Genomic DNA, 18,615 nt, shown 5'->3' with positions numbered 1-18,615 from the left:
CCACCGGCTGCTGTCCGGGGAGGCGAAGTTCTCCGACCTNGGCCTGGTGATCGTCGACGAGGAGCAGCGGTTCGGCGTCGAGCACAAGGAGCACCTGAAGAAGATGCGGACCGCGGTCGACGTGCTCACCATGAGCGCGACGCCGATCCCGCGGACTCTGGAGATGTCGATCACCGGCATCCGGGAGCTGTCCACGATCGACACACCGCCCGAGGAGCGTCATCCGGTGCTCACCTCGGTCGCCCCCTACGACCCCAACCAGGTGGCCGCGGCGATCCGCCGGGAGCTGCTGCGGGAGGGGCAGGTCTTCTTCATCCACAACCGGGTCGAGAGCATCGACCGCGCCGCGGCGCGGCTGCGTGAGCTGGTACCCGAGGCGCGGATCGCCACCGCCCACGGGCAGATGAACGAGGACGCCCTCGAAGGCGTCATGGTCTCCTTCTGGGAGAAGAAGTTCGACGTCCTGGTCTGCACCACGATCGTCGAGTCGGGCCTGGACATCTCGAACGCCAACACGCTGATCGTCGAACGGGCGGACAACTTCGGGCTCTCCCAGCTGCACCAGCTCCGCGGCCGGGTCGGCCGTGGCCGCGAGCGTGCCTACGCCTACTTCCTCTACCCGCCGGACCGGCCGCTGTCGGAGACCGCCCACGACCGGCTGGCGACCATCGCGCAGCACAACGACCTCGGCGCCGGCATGGCCGTGGCGATGAAGGACCTGGAGATCCGCGGCGCCGGCAACCTGCTCGGCGGGGAACAGTCGGGCCACATCGCCTCGGTCGGCTTCGACCTGTACGTCCGGATGGTCGGCGAGGCCGTCGCCGAGTACAAGGGCGAGGTCGAGGAGCCGATGGAGGTCAAGGTCGAACTGCCCGTCGACGCGAACCTGCCGCACGACTACGTGCCCAGCGAACGGCTGCGGCTCGACGCGTACCGCCGGCTGGCCGCGGCGATGTCCGACGAGGACATCGCCGAGGTGCGCGGCGAGCTGGCTGACCGCTACGGCCCGTTGCCCGAGCCGGTGGAGAACCTGCTCGCCGTCGCCGGCCTGCGGGTCCTCGCCCGCCGGTACGGCGTCAGCGAGATCACCGTCGCCGGTCGCCAGATCCGCTTCACCCCGCTGGACCTGCGCGAGAGCCAGACGCTGCGCCTGGCCCGGCTCTACAAGGGCTCGGTGGTCAAGCCGGCGGTGCGGGTGGTGCTCGTCCCGGCCCCCACCGAGACCGGGCGGATCGGCTCCCGCCCGCTGCGCGACCGGGCGCTGCTGGCCTGGGCCGGCCAGCTGCTGGATGCCATCGTCGGTGACTCGGTCGCCGCGGCGGCGAGCCGGTGAGCGGCACCGGCCGGCGCCCGGCGCGGGCCGCCGGGCGCCGCCGCGGCGGTGCGGAGAGTCGTGCGGCACAGCCCCATACACTTCCGGGCCGAGGAGCGGATACGGTCAGTGCCGTGAAGTTTCCGCGTCTTCTGGCCGGGCTCGGTCTCGCCGTGCTGACCGGCATCGCAGGTACCGCATGCACGACGCACGCCGGGGCGGCGGCCCAGGTCGGGTCGAGCACGATCGAGACCTCCACGGTGCGCGGCATCGTCGACCGCGGTTTCGCCGCCGTCCAGACCGTGCCGGCCGAGCAGGCGGCGCAGGGTCTCGACCGGCCGGAGCTCCAGCGCCGCACGATCACCGCCCTCGTCCAGCTCAAGGTGCTGGAGGCGGAGGCGAAGCGGCAGGGGATCACCCTGAGCAGCCAGGACGTCGACGCCTACTACCAGGCGTACGCGGTGCTGCGCTTCGGTGGCGTCGAGATGTTCGAGACCCGTGCCGCGGCGGCCGGCTACGCCAAGGAGGACGTCGGCGTGATCGTGCGCGCCGGAGCCCTGCAGAACGCCATCGGTGACAAGGTCGCTCCGAGCGTCCTCGCCACCCCGGCCGAGGCCCGCGCGCAGTACGACAGCATCGTCGCGCAGGTCGGCGACATCCCGCTGACCTTCGAGGCCGNCCGGCCGTACCTGCAGCGGTTCATCGCCGCCGACCAGCGGGCCGTCAAGCTCCAGCCCCTGCTGGAGGAGGCCGCGGCCCGGGAGCACATCTCGGTCAACCCCCGCTTCGGGGAGTGGGACCCGCAGCAGTTCGCCGTGGTCTCGGCGCCGGGCACGATCGCGACGACGGCCGCGCCGGTGTCGTCGCTGGACATGTCGCTGCAGTCCTGAGAAGCCCTGACACGACGTGCTGATCACACTGGTCTCGACGAGCGCCCGGGTCGCGCCCGGGCTGCTCACGGCCGCCGCCTGGGATCTGCTCCGGGTGGCCGCGGTCTGGACGGCGAGCCCGGAGCACCCCCAGCTGGCCGCGCTGCGTGACGCCGGGATCGAGGTGTCGGTGCTTTCCGCCCCGACCGCCCCGACCGCGCCGGTCGCGCCGGTCGGGGCGGGGGCTCCGGTGGGCGCGGCGGCTCCGGGCGGGCTGAGTGCGATCGCCCGGCTGCTGGCCGCCGCCGGGTCGGCCACGCAGGTCGCGTGGCTGCTCGATCCGGTGACACCGACCGGGGCGGACAGTGAGCTGCTGGCCGCCGCGGAGCTCCCCACCGCGGGGCTGACGAGCGGGGCGGGCGTCGACATCCAGCGGCTCACCGCCACCCGTGAGCTGCCCGGGTCGGCCCTGCTCGACGCGGNCATGGTCATGGACCGGCTGCGCTCGCCCGGCGGCTGTCCCTGGGACGCCGGGCAGACCCACACCTCGCTGGCGCCGTACCTGCTGGAGGAGGCGTACGAGGCCTACCAGGCCATCGAGGACGGTGATCTCACCGAACTCCGCGAGGAGCTCGGGGACGTCCTGATGCAGGTGCTCTTCCACGCGCGGGTGGCGGCCGAGGCCGGCCCGGCGGGCTGGGACGTGGACGACGTCGCGACCGGTCTGGTCGAGAAGCTGATCCGGCGCCATCCGCACGTCTTCGGGGACGTCGCCGTCTCCGGTGCCGACGACGTCGCCACCAACTGGGACGCGATCAAGGCCACGGAGAAGAACCGGAAGTCGGTGACGGAGGGTGTGCCGCTCTCCGCGCCGGCGCTGTTCCTCACCGCGAAGCTGCTGCGGCGGGCCGGGAAGCTGGGGCTCCCGCTTGAGTCGGCCCTGCCGGCGGGCGCGGGGGTGCCGGACCTGCCCGGGCTGGCGGCTCTCGTCGCGGAGCTGGCGCACGCCGCCGGGACCGCCGGGACCGGCGCCGATTCCGGCACGGCTTCCGGTGTCGCTCCCGGGGCCGACCCGTCCGCGGGTGGTGGCCCGGCCGACGAGCTGATCGGTGATCTCCTCTTCGCCGCGGTGGCCCTCGCCGGGGCGCGCGGCGTGGACCCGGAGACCGCGTTGCGCGGGCGCGCCCGGCTCTTCCGGGACAGGCTCGCCCGGGCCGAGCTCGCGGCGCACGACCGGGGCGCCGAGCCGGGCGGGCTTGNCGCCGAGGACTGGAAGGCCCTGTGGGAGAGCGCCGAAGCCGGGGGACCGGCGACCGGCTGATCACCCGCGGCCACCCGTGGGGACGGCCCGCTCGTCTAGCCTCACAGCATGGTTGGAACGCCCCGGCAGGCGATGGTCGACATCCAGCGTTTCACGCGGCGGAGGACCGCCCCGGTCATCCTTGAGCTGGATCTGACCTCCGATCTCGCCGAGGGGGTCCCGGCGGACCCCCTGACCGCCGCGATGACCCACCGCCGGGCGACCCTGCGGGAGGTCGTCGACGGGCTGCGGCGGGCCGCCCGGGACGATCGCGCGCGGGTGCTGGTCGCGCACATCGCGGCCGGCGGGCTGCCGCTGGCGCGGGCGCAGGAGATCCGCGACGCCGTAGCCGGGTTCCGGGCGTCGGGCGGGGTCGCCATCGCGCACGCGGACACCTTCGGCGAGTTCGGCGGCGGCACCGTCGCCTACTATCTCGCCTGCGCGTTCGACGAGATCTGGCTCGCGCCGCCGGGCGATCTCGGCCTGACCGGGGTCGCGATGGAGACCCCCTTCCTGCGCGACGCGCTGGACCGGCTCGGGGTCAGCGTCGAGATAGGCCAGCGCCACGAGTACAAGAACGCGGTGAACACGCTGGTGGAGCGGGACTTCACCCCGGCGCACCGGGAGGCGCTGGGGCGGATCGTCGAATCCTGCGCCGAGCAGGTCGTCGCATCGGTCGCGACCAGTCGCGGCCTGTCACCCGACCAGGTCCGCGGCGTGATCGACGATGCCCCGCTGAGCGGGCAGGCGGCCCTCGCCGCCGGTCTGGTCGACCGGATCGGCTACCGGGACGAGGTGTACGACGAGGTGTGGGCCCGGGCGAGGCAGCTCGCCGAGCCGGCGGCCACCGGTGACGAGGCCGAGCCGGTACTCATGTACGTCTCGGCCTACCGGCGCGCGGCCGTGCGCCGGGAGGCGTCTCCGGCGCGCCGGGCCCGGTCTTTCGCGGCCTCGCTACCAGCGTCGCTGCCCGGCTCGGTGCTGCCCCGGGGCGCCGGCGGCCCGGCGGAGCCCGACAGCCCGGCGGAGTCCGGCGGCCCGGGAGTGCGGGGGTCACACAGCGGGAACGGTTCCGGCGCGGTGCCGCCCCAGATCGATCCGCGGACCTCGGTGGTCGCGCTGGTGTACGGCACCGGCCCGGTCCTGCCGGGGTCGGCGGCCCTGCCGTTCGGCGGGCCGGTGCTCGCCGCGGACGCCGTCACGGCGGCCTTCCGGGCCGCGGCCCGCGATTCCACCGTGGCCGCCGCGGTCTTCCGTGTCGACAGCCCGGGCGGTTCATATGTGGCCTCCGATGTGATCCGTAGGGAGATCGAACGGTTCCGGGCCACGGGACGTCCCGTCATCGTCTCGATGGGATCGGTGGCGGCCTCCGGCGGCTACTTCGTGGCTCTCGGCGCTGATCTGATCGTGGCCAACCCGGGGACGCTGACCGGTTCCATCGGTGTCTTCGCCGGGAAGCAGGTCGTCCGCGACCTGCTGGGCAAGGTCGGCATCGGTTTCGGTGCGGTCGCGGCCGGCGAGAACGCGCTGATGATGTCCCCGCGGCAGCCGTTCACCGCGGGCGAGCGGGCGAAGCTGGAGGGATTCCTCGACCGGGTGTACGCCGACTTCGTGGCCAAGGTCGCCCAGGCCCGGCGGATCTCGCCGGACGAGGCGCACGAGCTGGCCCGCGGGCGGGTCTGGACCGGTGCCGACGCGCACCGCAACGGCCTCGTCGACGAGCTCGGTGGGCTCTCCCGTGCCCTCGACCTGGCCTGGGCCCGGGCGGGCCTGCCGGCGACGGAGGAGCCCAGGGTCAGGATCACCCCGAAACCCTCGGTGCTGGACCGGCTGCGGACCCCGAAGTCCAGCGAGGAGCCGGCCGCCGCGGCGGCGCTGCGGGCCGGCCCCTCGGCCGGGCTGTCCGGTGCGCTGGGCCTGCTCGCCCCAGGTCTCCTCGGCGGCCTCGTCGGCGCGTCCGGTGAGCTCCTGGTGTCCTCGGCGGGCGGGGGTGGCTTCACCGGTGGCTGGGGAGCGCTGGCCCCGCTCGCCGCCCGGGCCGGGCTGCCCGTCCACGGCCCGCTGCTGATGCCGCCCGTGGGGCGGTTCCGGTAGTCCCGGTTCCGGTAGTCCCCGCTGTGGTCCGGTCACGCGGTCGCCGGACCGCCCGTCGGCTGCCGCGCCGGTCCGGGCCGGTGCGCGCGGCCGCCACTTACGTGGTGGGACCGGCGCCGGGCGGATCCGCGGCGCGCTCCACCGACGACCCTCGGGAGCCCGCGGTCAGCGTGGCGCGACCGGGAGGCGACGCGGTGGCGCGTGACGGCGGTAGTCTCGCACCGACCGGTTCGTCCGGACGGCGTCGCTCGTCCCCGGGTGCCGAGAGCTCGTGCCCTCCGGGCCTACCGGGGCGCGTGCGCGGCTCGCCGGTGGGTTCGACGGGTCCGGCCGCCGGTGCCGCGGTGTCGGTTCACCGCCTGTCGCGGCCGGCCAGCCCTGGTCGGCCCGTCCTGGCCGGTTCGCCTGACGACTCCGCGGTCGGTGTCCGTCGGCGGCTCGCCCGCCAGCAGCTTCCTCCCGCGCCGGTGCCCCGGTCGCGTCCATCGAAAGGTGTGCTCGTGCCGTCCATCGAGGCTGTCGGAGCTCGTGAGATCCTCGACTCACGAGGCAACCCCACCGTCGAGGTCGAGGTCGTTCTTGACGACGGCACGCCCGGCCGGGCCGCCGTACCCAGCGGCGCCAGCACCGGCGCCTTCGAGGCCGTGGAGCTGCGCGACGGCGGTGACCGCTACGGGGGCAAGGGTGTCACCCGGGCCGTCGACGCGGTCATCACCCGCATCGGTCCCGCGATCATGGACATGGAGGCCACCGAGCAGCGGCTGCTCGACGCCCGGCTCATCGAGCTGGACGGGACGCCCGGCAAGTCCGCGCTGGGGGCGAACGCCCTGCTCGGGGTGAGCCTGGCCGTCGCCCGGGCCGCGGCGGCCGCCAGCGGGCTGCCGCTGTTCCGGTACATCGGCGGGCCGAACGCGCACCTGCTGCCGGTCCCGATGATGAACATCCTCAACGGCGGGGCGCATGCCGACACGAACGTCGACATCCAGGAGTTCATGATCGCGCCGATCGGCGCGGGGACCTTCGCGGAGTCGCTGCGCTGGGGAGCGGAGATCTACCAGGCGCTGAAGAGCGTGCTGAAGGGCCGGGGCCTGGCCACCGGAGTCGGGGACGAGGGCGGTTTCGCGCCCAGCCTGCCGACCAACCGGGAGGCGCTCGACCTGATCGCCGAGGCCGTCGACAAGGCGGGCTTCAGCCTGGGCGACGACATCGCGCTGGCGCTCGACGTCGCGTCGACCGAGTTCTTCGCGGACGGCTCCTACACCTTCGAGGGCAGCGGCCGCTCGTCCGAGCAGATGATCGACTACTACGCGGACCTGGTCGACTCGTACCCGATCGTGTCCATCGAGGACCCGCTGGCCGAGGACGACTGGGCCGGCTGGACGAGCATCACCACCCGGCTGGGCTCGCGCGTGCAGCTCGTCGGCGACGACCTGTTCGTCACCAACCCGGAGCGACTCGCCCGCGGTATCGCCGAGGGTGCGGCGAACGCCCTGCTGGTGAAGGTGAACCAGATCGGCACCCTGACCGAGACGCTGGACGCGGTCAGCCTCGCCCACCGCAACGGCTACCGCTGCATGATGTCGCACCGCTCGGGCGAGACCGAGGACACCACGATCGCCGATCTGGCGGTGGCCGTCGACTGCGGGCAGATCAAGACGGGCGCTCCCGCCCGCAGCGAGCGGGTTGCGAAGTACAACCAGCTGCTGCGCATCGAGGAGGAGCTGGACGACGCCGCGAGGTACGCGGGAGCCGGTGCGTTCCCGCGGCGGGCGTCAGCCAGCTGAGCCGACGGTGCCCTTCCGGCAAAGGGCGCTGACGACGAGGGCCACCCTGCTGGCCGTCGTCATCTGCGTCCTCGTGCTGACCCTGGCCTATCCGCTGCGGCTGTACCTGCAGCAGCAGGCGAAGATCTCCGAGCTGACGCGCGCGAACGCGCGGCGCCAGACGAGAGTCGACGACCTACGCGCGGAGGTCGCCCGCTACAACGACCCCGAATGGGTGGCCGACGAGGCACGTCGCCGGTTGCAGTACCTCCTGCCTGGGGAGAAGGCATACCTGATGGGAACGACTCCCCAGCCGACGACGGACCCGGGGGCGGACGTGGGTGCCACCCGGGGCGAGGGGTCCTGGTACAGCCAGCTGTGGGCCGAGCTCGCCAAGCCGGCGAGCCCCGCCCCGGAGGCGGGGAAATGAGCCGTCCGCCGCTGCCGCCGACCGCGCCGTCCACCGGCGGCGGCGTGGACGGGCGGCCCGGCGTGGACCGGGTGGCCGGCACGGACCAGGGCCACGGCCTTGGTCTCGGCCCCGAGACCGAGGTTGTACGTCGGCAGCTCGGGCGGGAGCCGCGGGCGGTCCTCGGGGTGGCCCACCGCTGTTCCTGTGGGCTGCCCGACGTCGTCGAGACAGCGCCGCGGCTTGCCGACGGTACCCCGTTCCCGACGCTGTTCTACCTCACCTGCCCGCGGGCGGCAGCCGCGATCTCGCGGCTTGAGGGCGCCGGGGTGATGCGTGAGATGACCGCGCGGCTGAGTACCGACCCCGAGCTCGCCCGGGCCTACATGGAGGCGCACCGCGACTACCTGGCCCGGCGGGACGCGCACGGTGTCCTCACCGGGCATCCGAGCGCGGGCGGGATGCCGGACCGGGTCAAGTGCCTGCACGTACTGGTCGCGCACAGCCTGGCGACCGGGCCCGGGACGAACCCGTTCGGTGACGAGGCTCTCGCGGCGCTCGGGGACTGGGGGGCCCGCGGGCCCTGCGTCGAGGTTGGCGGCGCATCCTGTGCGGAGGAACCTGGTACTTCGCGCGGCCGTGCGGCGGGCGCCGGCCTGGGACGAGAGGAGACCGCCGGATGAGCCGTGTCGCCGCGATCGACTGTGGCACCAACTCGATCCGTCTGCTGGTTGCGGAGATCGACGAAGGCTCCGGGGGGTCGGGAGGGCGGCTGCGCGAGCTGACCCGCCGGATGGAGATCGTGCGACTGGGCGCCGGCGTGGACCGCACCGGCGAACTGGCGCCGGATGCCCTGGCCAGGACGCTCGGCGCGCTGCNGGACTATGCGGACGAGATCGACCGGCTGGGCGCGACCCGGGTGCGCATGGTCGCGACGAGCGCCACCCGGGACGCCCGCAACCGATCGGAGCTGGTGGACGGCGTCCGGGCGATCCTCGGAGTCGACCCCGAGGTGATCACCGGCGACGAGGAGGCGGCGCTGTCCTTCGCCGGCGCGATCGGGGATCTCGGCACGGTGGCCACCNCGATTCTGCTGGCGGACATCGGTGGCGGCTCCACGGAGCTGGTGCTGGGGGACGCCGGCGGGGTGCGTGAGTCGATCTCGGTGAACGTCGGCTGTGTGCGGATGGCCGAGCGGCACCTCCACGACGACCCGCCCACTCCAGCCCAGGTCGCGGCGATCGTGGCCGATGTCAACGCCGCCTTCGACCATGCCGAGCGGACGGTGCCCATCACCACCGCGGCCACCCTGGTGGGTGTGGCCGGCACGGTGACCACCGTCGCGGCGCTCGCGGCCGACCTGCCCGCCTATGACGCCGACCGCCTCCATCTGATGGTCACCTCCGCGGACGACGTGGCAGCGGTGACCGCCCGGCTGGTCGGGATGACGCATGCCCAGCGCGCGGCGCTGCCGGTGATGCATCCGGGCCGGGTCGATGTCATCGCGGCGGGTGCGCTCGTTCTGCGGACCCTCGTTGAACGGTGCGGAACCTCGGCTGTGATCGCGAGTGAACGGGACATCCTGGACGGCATCGCGCTTTCCCTCGGCGGTGTGGTCGGGTCGGGCGCGCGGTGACCAGGGTCTGCCGGTGGGCGCGATACCGGACCCGGTGACGCCGAGCGGCGCGTGAGCGCGGCGGGTGGCGCGTGAGCGCGGGCGGCGCGTGAGCGCGGGGCGCGCCGGTCCGGCTTCCCCGGGCGCCGGGTGGCCGGCGGATCCGGCGACGGCCAGCACTCCGGTGGCCCGCACCGCGCCGGAGGTCCACCAGCTGGCCGTCGCGGCGGCGGACTGCGCCGAGCTCGACGCACGGGTTTCGGTCTGCCGGGCCTGCCCGCGGCTGGTCGCGTGGCGGGAGGAGACCGCCGCCGTCCGGCGCGCCGCCTTCGCCGACCAGCCTTACTGGGGCCGGCCGGTGCCCTCGTTCGGTCCGCCGGACGCGCGGCTGCTGATCGTCGGGCTGGCCCCGGCGGCCCACGGCGGGAACCGCACCGGCCGGATCTTCACGGGCGACCGCAGCGGCGACTGGCTGTTCGCCGCGCTGAACCGCGCGGGACTCGCCCGGCTTCCGACCTCGGTCGCGGCGGACGACGGCCAGCACCTGATCGACACCCGGCTGGTGGCCGCGGTCCGGTGTGCCCCGCCGGCGAACCGGCCGACGCCGCAGGAGCGTGACACCTGCCGGCCCTGGCTGGTTCGGGATCTGCACCTGCTGCGACCGGGGCTGCGGGTGATCGTCGTGCTGGGCGGGTTCGCCTGGACGGCACTGTGGCCGGCGCTGGGCGCGGCGGGCTACCCGCTGCCGCCGCGCCGCACGCCCTTCGGGCATGGCGCGACGGTGGACCTGGCCGGACTGAGCATCATCGGGTGCTACCACCCGAGCCAGCAGAACACCTTCACGGGCCGGCTGACGGCCCCGATGCTCGATCAGGTCTTCGCCGAGGCAGTCGAGCGGCTACGCGAGAGCCACTGAAAGCGGCGTCGGCCGCGGGGCGACGGTGCGCGGATTCGTCGCCGGTTTGTTCCGTCTTCGGATGTTCCGGTACTCGAAAGACAGTGGGATAGGTCACGTTCGTGTCGGCCGCGTCCGTGCGACGGAGCGGCGGTCCGTGTGACTGTCCGCCGGGTTCGGGGCGGTCCCGGCCCTTTCGGCTGGATGCTTCGCCGCGGGTGTGGCGCGCGTTTTTCTCGGTCCGGCGAACGGTTGACGTCTGATTTCATTGTTCAGACGGATTGCGACCAATGAAGTCTTCGGGCGCGGATCCATGTTCGGCCTGGTGGGGGTGCTGTCCGCCGGCAGGCTCCGGGGCGCCCGCCCCGGGTGCCCCGGAGCCTGCCGGCGGCGGTGGAGGAGGGCTGGCCGGGCTGCCTCTGGCGACGGCGTCCCCGGCGTTCACGTTGTGGCCGGGTAGTTGTCCAGTTGACTTCGTGTTCATGTGTGGTCGACGTCACCTGGGTGACGAACCCGAGGATCCTCCCCAGGTCACCTCGGGGCCCCGCGCGGGCCGTCGGCGCGGGCTCGGCCCGACTCGGGTGTCGCCGTCCGGCGGGCTCCGGTCGGCCCGGTCGGCCCGGTCGGTCAGAAGGCTGCACCTCCGCCGGCCGCCGCCGGCCGGCCCGGGAAACGGCCGGGCCGGCGGCGCCGCCGGCTGAGTGGACCGTTCGTCCGTATGGTGCCGGTCGGACGCCTACATACGGTTGGAAGGCGCCTGGAAGGAATCACCGGCCCGAATTCTCCGATTCCGGTTTCCGGTGCGATCCCAGCCTTTTCCGGTTTCTCGTGGAGCTCGCTCCGGGACGTCGTCCCGGTGGGGATCCCGGCACGTCGGTTGATACGGCCCGGCGGCGTGGCCGACGAATTCCGTTGCCGCCGGGACGGTTTCTGTTGTTTGCCCGGGCGGTGACGGGGCGCTCCGCTCGAGTGCCGGCTCCGGCGGCCGGCGGACCCGTTCCGTCACCGGCCGGTCGCCGGTGGCGGAGCCGGCCCCGGCCTCCCGGTGAGCCGGACGGGCCGCGGCGCGTCCCGATGCCGGGCGGCGGTGCCGCGGGCGCCCGCGGTGTGGCATCGCCCACCGCGCCGGCCGCCGGGCCGTCGCCCGCGTCGGGGCTGAGGTGGCCCCGGGCCGGCGGGCGCCGCGGGCATCCCGCCGCGACCGGCGGCTCCGAGAGTGGTTCCCGGTGGGTACGGGGGGGTGGTGACGTCGGGCAGATCCGTCGGTCGGGCGTGGGTTCCGGCAGGTGAAGGGCCTGTAACCGTAGCCGTCGCAGTGGTTGTGCGGCCGGCCCGCGACCCGGCCGCCGATGTTGGCCTCGACCGCTGCGACGTGCGGGTCCGCTCGCCCGAGTGATCCAGGTGACACCGGTCGGCCCGCGGCCGGGCACCTCGGGCGATTCGGTATTCTTGATCGTTGGTCGTCCGGGAGGGTGAGATCCGCGCGCTACCTTGCGCACCGCCGGGCCCGACCGGCCCCCCTCGGATTCGAACCGGCAGGTGACCGCTCGGCGCGAGACGACGGCAAGTGCGTCGCTGTCGTCACCAGGAGTCACGAATTCGTCCGGCTCGGCCGGTCCGTACGACTTTTCCTGCGGTGCGTTATTCCCAGACCCTACGTAGCGTGGTAGAAACATCAGCGATGTGCACGAGCCGGTGTATCCCAACAGGTAGAGGAGGCTGTCCTAAAAACAGCTCGAGTGTCGGTTCGACTCCGACCACCGGCACCTATCAATGTCGGCCGTCCGCCTCGTATTGCCCCTGAGGCTGGCGGCCGCTGGGCGGTCGACGGCGCCAAAGGTCGCTTTGTCGGAACGTTGATCGCCTGTTCTCGTATGCGACGAGGCGGATCTGCGGCTCGGTTGGATCCCCGCCCGCCCCGTATGCCCCTTTTTGCGCTCTGGGTCGATCACTGAACAGCTCGTCGTGGCCAGGTGGGCACCNCGTGCACCCGGGGCGAGCAGTCCGTGCATTCGAGGCGGGCACCCGGCGTGCCTGCGCGGAACGGTGCGGTGGCGGCGGGCGTTGTACTGTGCGATCACCACGCGGGGCGGTTCCCGTGGGCAGGCTGGGGAGGTCCAGGTCGATGGCGGAACTGCATTCGTCCAACCCGGCGTTCACCCGGAGCGGCTTCGGGCAGACCCGTCCGCCCGCGCCGCCCGCCCCGCCGGCGGGTTCGTGGCAGCCCGGAGCGTGGCCCCAGGGGCCCGGATACCCGCCGCCACCGCCGCCCATTCCGGTGCGGGACAGGCTGACCTACGACGACGTCGTCATGCACACGCTCGGCGTGTTCGCGGTGATGTTGGTCGGTGCGGGCGTCGGCTGGTACCTCTCGCCTGACTCGCCGGGCATCGCCCTCGGCGCCGGGGTCGCCGCGCTCGCGCTGAGCTTCGTGATCTCCTTCCGGGCGCGCATCAGCCCGCCGCTGGTGGTGGTGTTCGCCGGGCTGGAAGGCCTGCTGGTCGGCGGAGTCTCCCGCTTCTACGAGTCCGCCTTCTCCGGAATCGTGTTGCAGGCCCTGCTCGGAACCGCGCTGGTCTTCGTCGCGATGCTGGTCGCCTACCGCAGCCGGCGTCTGCGGGCGACCCCCCGCATGGCCAGGATCGTCACCGGGGCGCTGCTCGGCGTCGTCCTGCTCGGCATCACCGATCTCGTCGTCAGGGCCGTCTCCGGCAGCCATCTTCCGGTGATGAACGACCCGTCGCCGCTCGGCATCCTGTTCAGTGTCGCCGTGCTGGCGGTGGCCAGCCTGCAGTTCATCCTCGACTTCGACTTCATCGAGCGTGCCGTCGCCGCGGGAGCCCCGCGTGAGGAGGCCTGGCGGGCCGCGTTCGGCCTGCTCGTCGGCTTCGTGTGGGTGTACCTGGAGCTGCTGCGGCTGCTGTCCAAACTCCGCCAGTAGCCCGGGTCCACGCCCCGGCGGTCCGCCCCTGGGTCACCCTGGCCCGCGGGTCACCCGGAGCGGTCCGGGCCGGCGGCCGTGGGCGTCACCCTGATCACGCACCGCCGTTCCCGCTCCATCGCGGCGCGGTAGCCGTCCCAGTCCGGATGTTCGCCCGAGATCTGCCGGTAGTAGGCGATGAGCAGGTCAAGGGCCTCGGGCAACCGGACGATCTCGGCGGTACCGGCGATCTGGACCCAGGGCCCGAAGAAGCCGTCCGGCAGGACGCAGAGGTGGACGCGTGGCTCGCGGGCGATGTTGGCCACCTTCAGCGCGGTGGTGCGGGTGCTGATCAGCAGCGCGTCGTCCTGGCCGGCGCCGACCAGCACCGGTGACATCTGCGGCGTGCCGTCGCGGCGGGTGGTGGCCAGCACCGCGTGGTGATGGTCTCGGACGAAGGCACGGGCGGCTGCGAGGTCCACCGGTCCATTCTCGTCCGCGACCGACCTGCCGGCGGGCGGTCAGACTTGGATCGCGTGCCGGCGCAGGTCCGCCTCCTGCACCACGGCGGCGGCGAACCGGTGGGGTAGCCCGTGCATGTCCCGCAGCCAGCCGACCCGCTCCGAGAACCGGAGCAGCCCCGGGCCCTCGTTGAGCCGGGCCAGCCAGTGGCCCAGATCGTGCCCCGTCGCCTTGGGGATGCGCTCGATGAGGCTCTGGTGGGTCTGCGGAGAGAGATACGGCGACATGCGCGCCTCCAGACGACTGGGCGGTGACGTCAGCGGGACATGAGGCAAGCGTGCGCCNCACCGCGGACCGGAGCAAGGCGTGGCGTGGCGGACCGCAGGTATCCTTACCGGATGTCGGATTCGCTCCGCGAGGTCGCCCGGCAGACCAGCCTCCTGGTCTCCAGGGCCCGAGGCTGGACGGGTTCGGCCTGGGATGTGCGGGTCACCACGGGTGGGACGAGAGCCGACCGCCTCCGCGCGCTGATCGACGAGCTGGCCCTGCTGGGCGGGCAGGCCGGCAGTGGCGCGCCACCCGGGGTCCGTCCGCCGCGGGTCGCCGATCACGCGTTGCCCGATCAGCTCATCGTGCTGGCGGACGACTTCCTCGCCGCGATCGCGGCCGAGCCGGCGGCCAGCCCGGCCGCGGGGCGCACCGGTGCCGGCAGGCATGCGGCGGGGCTGACTGCGCGGGCGCACGCGGCGGTGACCGCCGCCAGGGCCGATCTCGACGGACCCGGTTTCGGATTCCGGCCGCACTAGGCGGCTTTTCGTGGATCAAGGTCAGGCGTTCGGGGCAGGATGCCGGGGCTTGACCCGAGGCCGGGTGCCAGTGGGGCGCCAGGCCGAGTTTCGGGCGCCTGGCCGGCGCGGTGCCAGGCCGGGCTGCGGGGCCGCGTCGAGCGTTTCGGTGACATGGCTGTCTGATCGGCGTGATTTCGCGGTTGTTGGGGTGGCCGTGGGGTGCGGTGGGTGGCGGCTCCGGGCTGGTGCGGGGACCGCGTCGTGCCGGCTGTTCGATGTCCACGATCCCGTCGGTGGACGTCTGGGCTGGTGAAGATCCCGCCGCGGTGCGGTCATGGGGCTGCGGGCATGGCGCGGGACAGCGCGGTAATGGGGCTGCCTGGGCTTTCAGCGCGCCGGCAGGCGCCGCGGCAGCCGTCGCCCACCCGTGTGGCGCGGGTCCGGGAGGATTCGCCGACGGCGACTGAAGGGCTCCTTGTGTCCTTCGTTCGCAGGGGTTGCGGTGCCTGCGTCGCCGTGGTTGTCAAGGCGTCTCGGTGGGAGACACAAGAAGCTCTTCAGGTGCGGGATCGGCACTGCCGCGCTCGTGCTCGAAATGCTGACCAGCATCGTCAGATCACCGAACGCACCCTCCGCGCCTCCGCCCGCGCTCCCGCCGGGAACCCGCCCGCACCTCCGCCCGCGCTCCCGCCGGGAACCCCCCCGCACCTCCGCCGAGCGCACTCGCCTGCGCCGCTCCCGCTCCCGCGCCCACGCACGCCTGCGCCCGCGCCTGCGCACGCCTGCGCCTGCGCATCAGCGCAGGTGCCAGTCCTCCTCCAGGGTACCGAGCACGGGACCGGCGGCGATCCGGGCTCCGTCCAGGGTCAGGTGCACACCGTCACGAGTGCGGATCAGTACGGAATGACCGCCGGCGTCCGTGAGGTAGTCGGTGTACTGGCCGCCGTTCGACAGCGCCGGGGCCAGGTCGAGGAACCGAGCCCCCGGGATCTGCCCGACCGCCGCCCGGGTCGACTCGTTCATCCGCGCGAAGTAGCCGTTCAGGGTGGTGGACCGGGCGGGTGGCAGACCTAGCCAGTAGACCCGGCGGTTGCCGCCGTCCGACCAGATGCGCATCAGGACGATGGCCCGCCGGCGGTACTCCGCCGCCCATTCGTCCGTGCCCGGGGGCAGTATCTTGCCGTCCGGGAGGGTGATGCCCTGCCCGTCGTTGCCGCCCNTGATGGCCACCACCGCCTCGGGGTTGCGGTCAGTGATCTGCTGGCGGGCGTGGGTCGCCCNGTCGAAGAAGTCGGGGCGCACGAGCCCGGTGCCGAAGCGGGTGTCGGTCTCGGCGTGGATCGCGGCCGGAGCGGTGTTGGTGATCGTCGGGCCCAGTGACTCGGTCAGCGAGTCACCAGTGACCAGCAGCCGCAGCGGCGCGGCCGCGGTCGGTGTTCGTAGCGGGGCGGCCTGGACGGCGGGGGCCGGCTTGGCGTCCCGGCTGCCGCCGCTCGCGGCCGACGGTTCGGCCAGTGCCGCCGCGGCGGCGAGTTCGGAGCTGTCCGCCTTCGCGGCGCCGGGATCCGGGTGCCCGAACGCCCGGGTCAGCATCCGGTCGGGCCGGTCGAGGAACAGCGTGGACGTGATCCGGTCGAGCGGGCGGGCCACACCCAGCACCAGATCTCGGGTGGTGCCAGGAGGCATGCCCTCTCCGGCGTGCACCATCGCGGACGTGCGCAGGACCGCCAACAACCCGAGGCAGGCGGCCACCAGCACCAGCGCGCGCCGGGCCGACATGGTCGGCGTCCGCCGCGCCGGCGCGGCCCCTTCTTCGGCGGTGCCCGCTGCCTGTTCCGCGGAGGGAACAGACAGCGCATGCGGGCGGAGCTGGCTGGTCTCGGCGCCCGCCTCCGCTGCCCGCCGTGTCTCCTGCCGGGGTGGTGTCTCCTGCCGGGGTGGTGTCTTCGCCGGCCCGTCGGCATCTCGGCGTGGAGCAGGCGCGGAAGGCGCCGAAGCCGTCGGCTCGTCGCGCTGCGTCATGACCTCTCTCCGCCGTCCTCGGGATTCTGCGCTCGGGTCATTACTTTAAGTGATGATCCTGAATGGTGCTCCCCGAACTGGGACCGAACCCGGTTCGGGGCGATTGTCACTGCTGCCGAGCCAATCCCCACCGGCCACTGGAGTGGGGTTGCCCGAAGTGGTGGCTGTCGGGTTCAAGGTCCGGGAATCACCAGCTGATCTGTTTCGTCTCGTCACCGGCCGGTGAGCCGAACACGTGCGTGTTCGGACCTGAAATCCGTTCAGAACCGGAAGTATATGAAGGGCGCGACGTCCTGTTGGCCGACGAATGCGTACATGACCAGCAGGAACGCGACCACGGCGACGATCTGCGCCCCCAGTCGACGGGCCGCGAACACGTCCTGGGCGCGAATCCACCACCAGCGCGGGACGGCACTCGCCCCCAGGCCGACNGCGATCGCCACCAGGACCGTGGTGGTGACCAGCGGCGACGGCCCGCCCGCGGTGAACAGGCGGGTGAATATTTCGGTGGCCGTTCCGAGGTCGGGGGATCGGAACAGGACCCAGGCCACGCAGACGAAGTGAAAGACGATGATCCGGGAGATCCAGGTCCGAGGACTCCAGGCCGGGACAGGTATCGGTGCGGGAGCCGGTGCGAGGGTTGTCGCCGTTTTCACGCCCGCTGGTTCGGCGATCTGGGCGGCCAGCCCGGCACCGAGGGGGTCCGCCTCTCCCGACGGAAAGGCCGGGCCGGTCAGTGTCGCCGGAGCGGACGGATTCCCGGATCCCGGCTGGCTGCCCGGAGCCCGTGGGGATTCCCGCGAGGGCGTGGGCAGCGGTACCTGGGGCACGACCGCGGGCCCGGTGGCGCCGGCCGGCCCGGCGCCTTTCGGTGGGCCGGTGCGGCGACGTGCCCGCCAGGCGCGTTCGGCCGCGAGCCCGCCGCCGTGCAGCGCGCCCCAGATGACGAACGTCCAGGCCGCGCCATGCCACAGACCACCGAGAACCATGGTGATCAGCAGGTTGACGTATGTCCGCCGGCGACCCCGGCGGTTGCCGCCCAGCGGCAGGTAGACGTAGTCCCGAAGCCAGCGGGACAGCGTCATGTGCCAGCGGCGCCAGAAGTCCTGCAGGCTGACGGCGGCGTAGGGCCGGTCGAAGTTGTCGGGGAACCGGAAGCCGAGCAGCAGTGCGACCCCGATCGCTATGTCCGAGTAGGCGGAGAAGTCGCAGTAGATCTGCACGGCATATCCGTAGACGGCGACCGCGATCTCCCCGGACGAATGCTGGCCGGGCGCGTCGAAGACCGGGTCGACGATCCTGGTGGCGAGCAGATCGGCCAGGACGACCTTCTTCACCAGGCCGCCACCGATGAGAAATATCGCCCTGGTCACCTGGACCTGGCTCGGGTCGCGCGGGCTGGCGAGCTGGGGAGTGAACTCNCTGGCCCGCACGATCGGCCCGGCGACCAGATGCNGGAAGAACGCCTCGTACACCGCGAAGTCGACAAGTGATACGGGACGGATGTCCCCGCGCCACACGTCGATCACATAGGAGATGGCCTGGAAGGTGAAGAAGGAGATTCCGATGGGCAGCGCCACCTGTAGCAGCGGCAGCGGGGCGGGAAGTCCCACGTCCTGTAGCGCGCGGTCCACGGACAGGGCGAAGAAACCGTAGTACTTGAACCAGCCCAGCAGGCCGAGATCGCACACGATGGCGGCGATCAGGATCCGCCGGTCCCGCCAGCGGTGGATCGCGACGGCGGCGGTCTGGTTGATCAGAGTCGATGCGATGATCAGCAGTACGAACCGGGCGTCCGCGTAGGAGTAGAAGAAATAGGAAGCGCCCAGGATGAACGGTTTCCACAGTGCTGGTATCGGCATCAGAAGCCAGGAGACGGCCATGACGATCACCAGGAACGCGGCGAACTCGATCGTTGGAAATACCACGCGTAACCGTCCCGCGTCTGCTACGGAGAGAGGATCGTCGACTACTGAAAGTAGTTGAAGGGCGGCCGGCGCGCTTCCCGACGTGCCTTCGACACACGTCCTGCCCCGGAATCGGTACGAGACGACCGGGACGACCCCTCGCGGGCCGGGGCCAGCCGGGCGTCCCGCCCCGGCCGCCCACCGGCCGGGGTTACCGATGGGGGTGACCTGAAGCCGAATGCGTGGCCGTGTACTGACG

General features: G+C 72.8%; 10 protein-coding genes, 1 tRNA gene and 11 pseudogenes. 14 read left to right on the top strand and 8 right to left on the bottom strand.

Annotation, left to right across the window (positions count from 1 at the left end; all coding sequences use genetic code 11):
- Window positions 1-40 precede the first annotated feature (40 nt).
- From UG55_RS38160 to UG55_RS16575, 13 genes and pseudogenes are all read left to right on the top strand, one after another.
- The coding region (locus tag UG55_RS38160; protein ID WP_255360493.1) for a TRCF domain-containing protein at window positions 41-1,333 on the top strand (1,293 nt) is incomplete at its 5' end.
- Window positions 1,330-1,990 (top strand): annotated as a pseudogene (locus UG55_RS16620) (SurA N-terminal domain-containing protein); the annotation flags it as partial. The gene UG55_RS38160 and the pseudogene UG55_RS16620, both read left to right, overlap by 4 nt.
- A 674-nt stretch (window positions 1,991-2,664) precedes the next feature.
- Window positions 2,665-3,440 (top strand): annotated as a pseudogene (locus UG55_RS38150) (YabN family protein); the annotation flags it as partial.
- A gap of 110 nt (window positions 3,441-3,550) precedes the next feature.
- Window positions 3,551-5,575, top strand: a complete 2,025-nt coding sequence (sppA, locus tag UG55_RS16610) for a signal peptide peptidase SppA (RefSeq protein ID WP_066069615.1) — start codon at window positions 3,551-3,553, stop codon at window positions 5,573-5,575.
- A gap of 500 nt (window positions 5,576-6,075) precedes the next feature.
- Window positions 6,076-7,359, top strand: coding sequence for a phosphopyruvate hydratase (gene eno / locus UG55_RS16605; protein ID WP_066069714.1), 1,284 nt, complete (start codon window positions 6,076-6,078; stop codon window positions 7,357-7,359).
- A 7-nt stretch (window positions 7,360-7,366) separates the two neighbouring features.
- Window positions 7,367-7,768, top strand: a complete 402-nt coding sequence (locus tag UG55_RS16600) for a septum formation initiator family protein (RefSeq protein ID WP_066069717.1) — start codon at window positions 7,367-7,369, stop codon at window positions 7,766-7,768.
- Complete coding sequence (locus tag UG55_RS16595; protein WP_083986882.1) at window positions 7,765-8,430, top strand: DUF501 domain-containing protein; 666 nt, start codon at window positions 7,765-7,767, stop codon at window positions 8,428-8,430. The genes UG55_RS16600 and UG55_RS16595 overlap by 4 nt, the downstream gene beginning before the upstream one ends.
- Window positions 8,427-8,625, top strand: a pseudogene (locus UG55_RS38145) (exopolyphosphatase); the annotation flags it as partial. The gene UG55_RS16595 and the pseudogene UG55_RS38145, both read left to right, overlap by 4 nt.
- Window position 8,626: 1 nt before the next feature.
- Window positions 8,627-8,831, top strand: a pseudogene (locus UG55_RS38140) (exopolyphosphatase); the annotation flags it as partial.
- A 1-nt stretch (window position 8,832) separates the two neighbouring features.
- A pseudogene (locus tag UG55_RS38135) lies at window positions 8,833-9,383 on the top strand (exopolyphosphatase); the annotation flags it as partial.
- An 88-nt stretch (window positions 9,384-9,471) separates the two neighbouring features.
- Window positions 9,472-10,278: a uracil-DNA glycosylase gene (locus UG55_RS16585; RefSeq protein ID WP_066069703.1), complete on the top strand. Its 807-nt coding sequence runs from the start codon at window positions 9,472-9,474 to the stop codon at window positions 10,276-10,278.
- A 1,670-nt stretch (window positions 10,279-11,948) separates the two neighbouring features.
- A tRNA-Leu gene (locus tag UG55_RS16580) sits at window positions 11,949-12,023 on the top strand.
- A 359-nt stretch (window positions 12,024-12,382) separates the two neighbouring features.
- Window positions 12,383-13,198 (top strand): Bax inhibitor-1/YccA family protein, encoded by an 816-nt coding sequence (locus UG55_RS16575; RefSeq protein WP_066069610.1) that lies wholly within the window; start codon window positions 12,383-12,385, stop codon window positions 13,196-13,198.
- A 50-nt stretch (window positions 13,199-13,248) separates the two neighbouring features.
- On the opposite strand, the gene UG55_RS16570 is transcribed toward UG55_RS16575, so the two are convergent.
- Both UG55_RS16570 and UG55_RS16565 read right to left on the bottom strand, forming a co-directional pair.
- Window positions 13,249-13,659: a PPOX class F420-dependent oxidoreductase gene (locus UG55_RS16570; RefSeq protein ID WP_066069608.1), complete on the bottom strand. Its 411-nt coding sequence runs from the start codon at window positions 13,657-13,659 to the stop codon at window positions 13,249-13,251.
- A gap of 39 nt (window positions 13,660-13,698) precedes the next feature.
- A complete protein-coding gene (locus tag UG55_RS16565; RefSeq protein ID WP_066069605.1) occupies window positions 13,699-13,926 on the bottom strand; it encodes a DUF4287 domain-containing protein in 228 nt (75 codons plus the stop codon).
- Between the two features lie 111 nt (window positions 13,927-14,037).
- Here UG55_RS16565 and UG55_RS16560 point away from each other — a divergent pair, with 111 nt between their 5' ends.
- Window positions 14,038-14,445, top strand: a complete 408-nt coding sequence (locus tag UG55_RS16560) for a hypothetical protein (protein ID WP_066069602.1) — start codon at window positions 14,038-14,040, stop codon at window positions 14,443-14,445.
- 777 nt (window positions 14,446-15,222) lie between these two features.
- On the opposite strand, the pseudogene UG55_RS38130 reads toward UG55_RS16560, so the two are convergent.
- The 6 pseudogenes from UG55_RS38130 to UG55_RS38100 all read right to left on the bottom strand — a co-directional run.
- Window positions 15,223-15,646, bottom strand: a pseudogene (locus tag UG55_RS38130) (DUF459 domain-containing protein); the annotation flags it as partial.
- A 1-nt stretch (window position 15,647) separates the two neighbouring features.
- Window positions 15,648-15,707 (bottom strand): annotated as a pseudogene (locus UG55_RS38125) (hypothetical protein); the annotation flags it as partial.
- 1 nt (window position 15,708) lies between these two features.
- Window positions 15,709-16,449, bottom strand: a pseudogene (locus UG55_RS38120) (DUF459 domain-containing protein); the annotation flags it as partial.
- Window positions 16,450-16,709: 260 nt separating this feature from the next.
- Window positions 16,710-16,880 (bottom strand): annotated as a pseudogene (locus tag UG55_RS38115) (MBOAT family protein); the annotation flags it as partial.
- Between the two features lies 1 nt (window position 16,881).
- Window positions 16,882-17,870 (bottom strand): annotated as a pseudogene (locus UG55_RS38110) (MBOAT family O-acyltransferase); the annotation flags it as partial.
- A 35-nt stretch (window positions 17,871-17,905) separates the two neighbouring features.
- Window positions 17,906-18,377 (bottom strand): annotated as a pseudogene (locus tag UG55_RS38100) (MBOAT family protein); the annotation flags it as partial.
- Window positions 18,378-18,615: the final 238 nt, after the last annotated feature.

The organism is Frankia sp. EI5c (assembly GCF_001636565.1).
Taxonomy (GTDB): domain Bacteria; phylum Actinomycetota; class Actinomycetes; order Frankiales; family Frankiaceae; genus Parafrankia.
The sequence above is the reverse complement of the archived record's forward strand: the minus strand, read 5'-3'. Positions and strand labels throughout refer to the sequence as shown.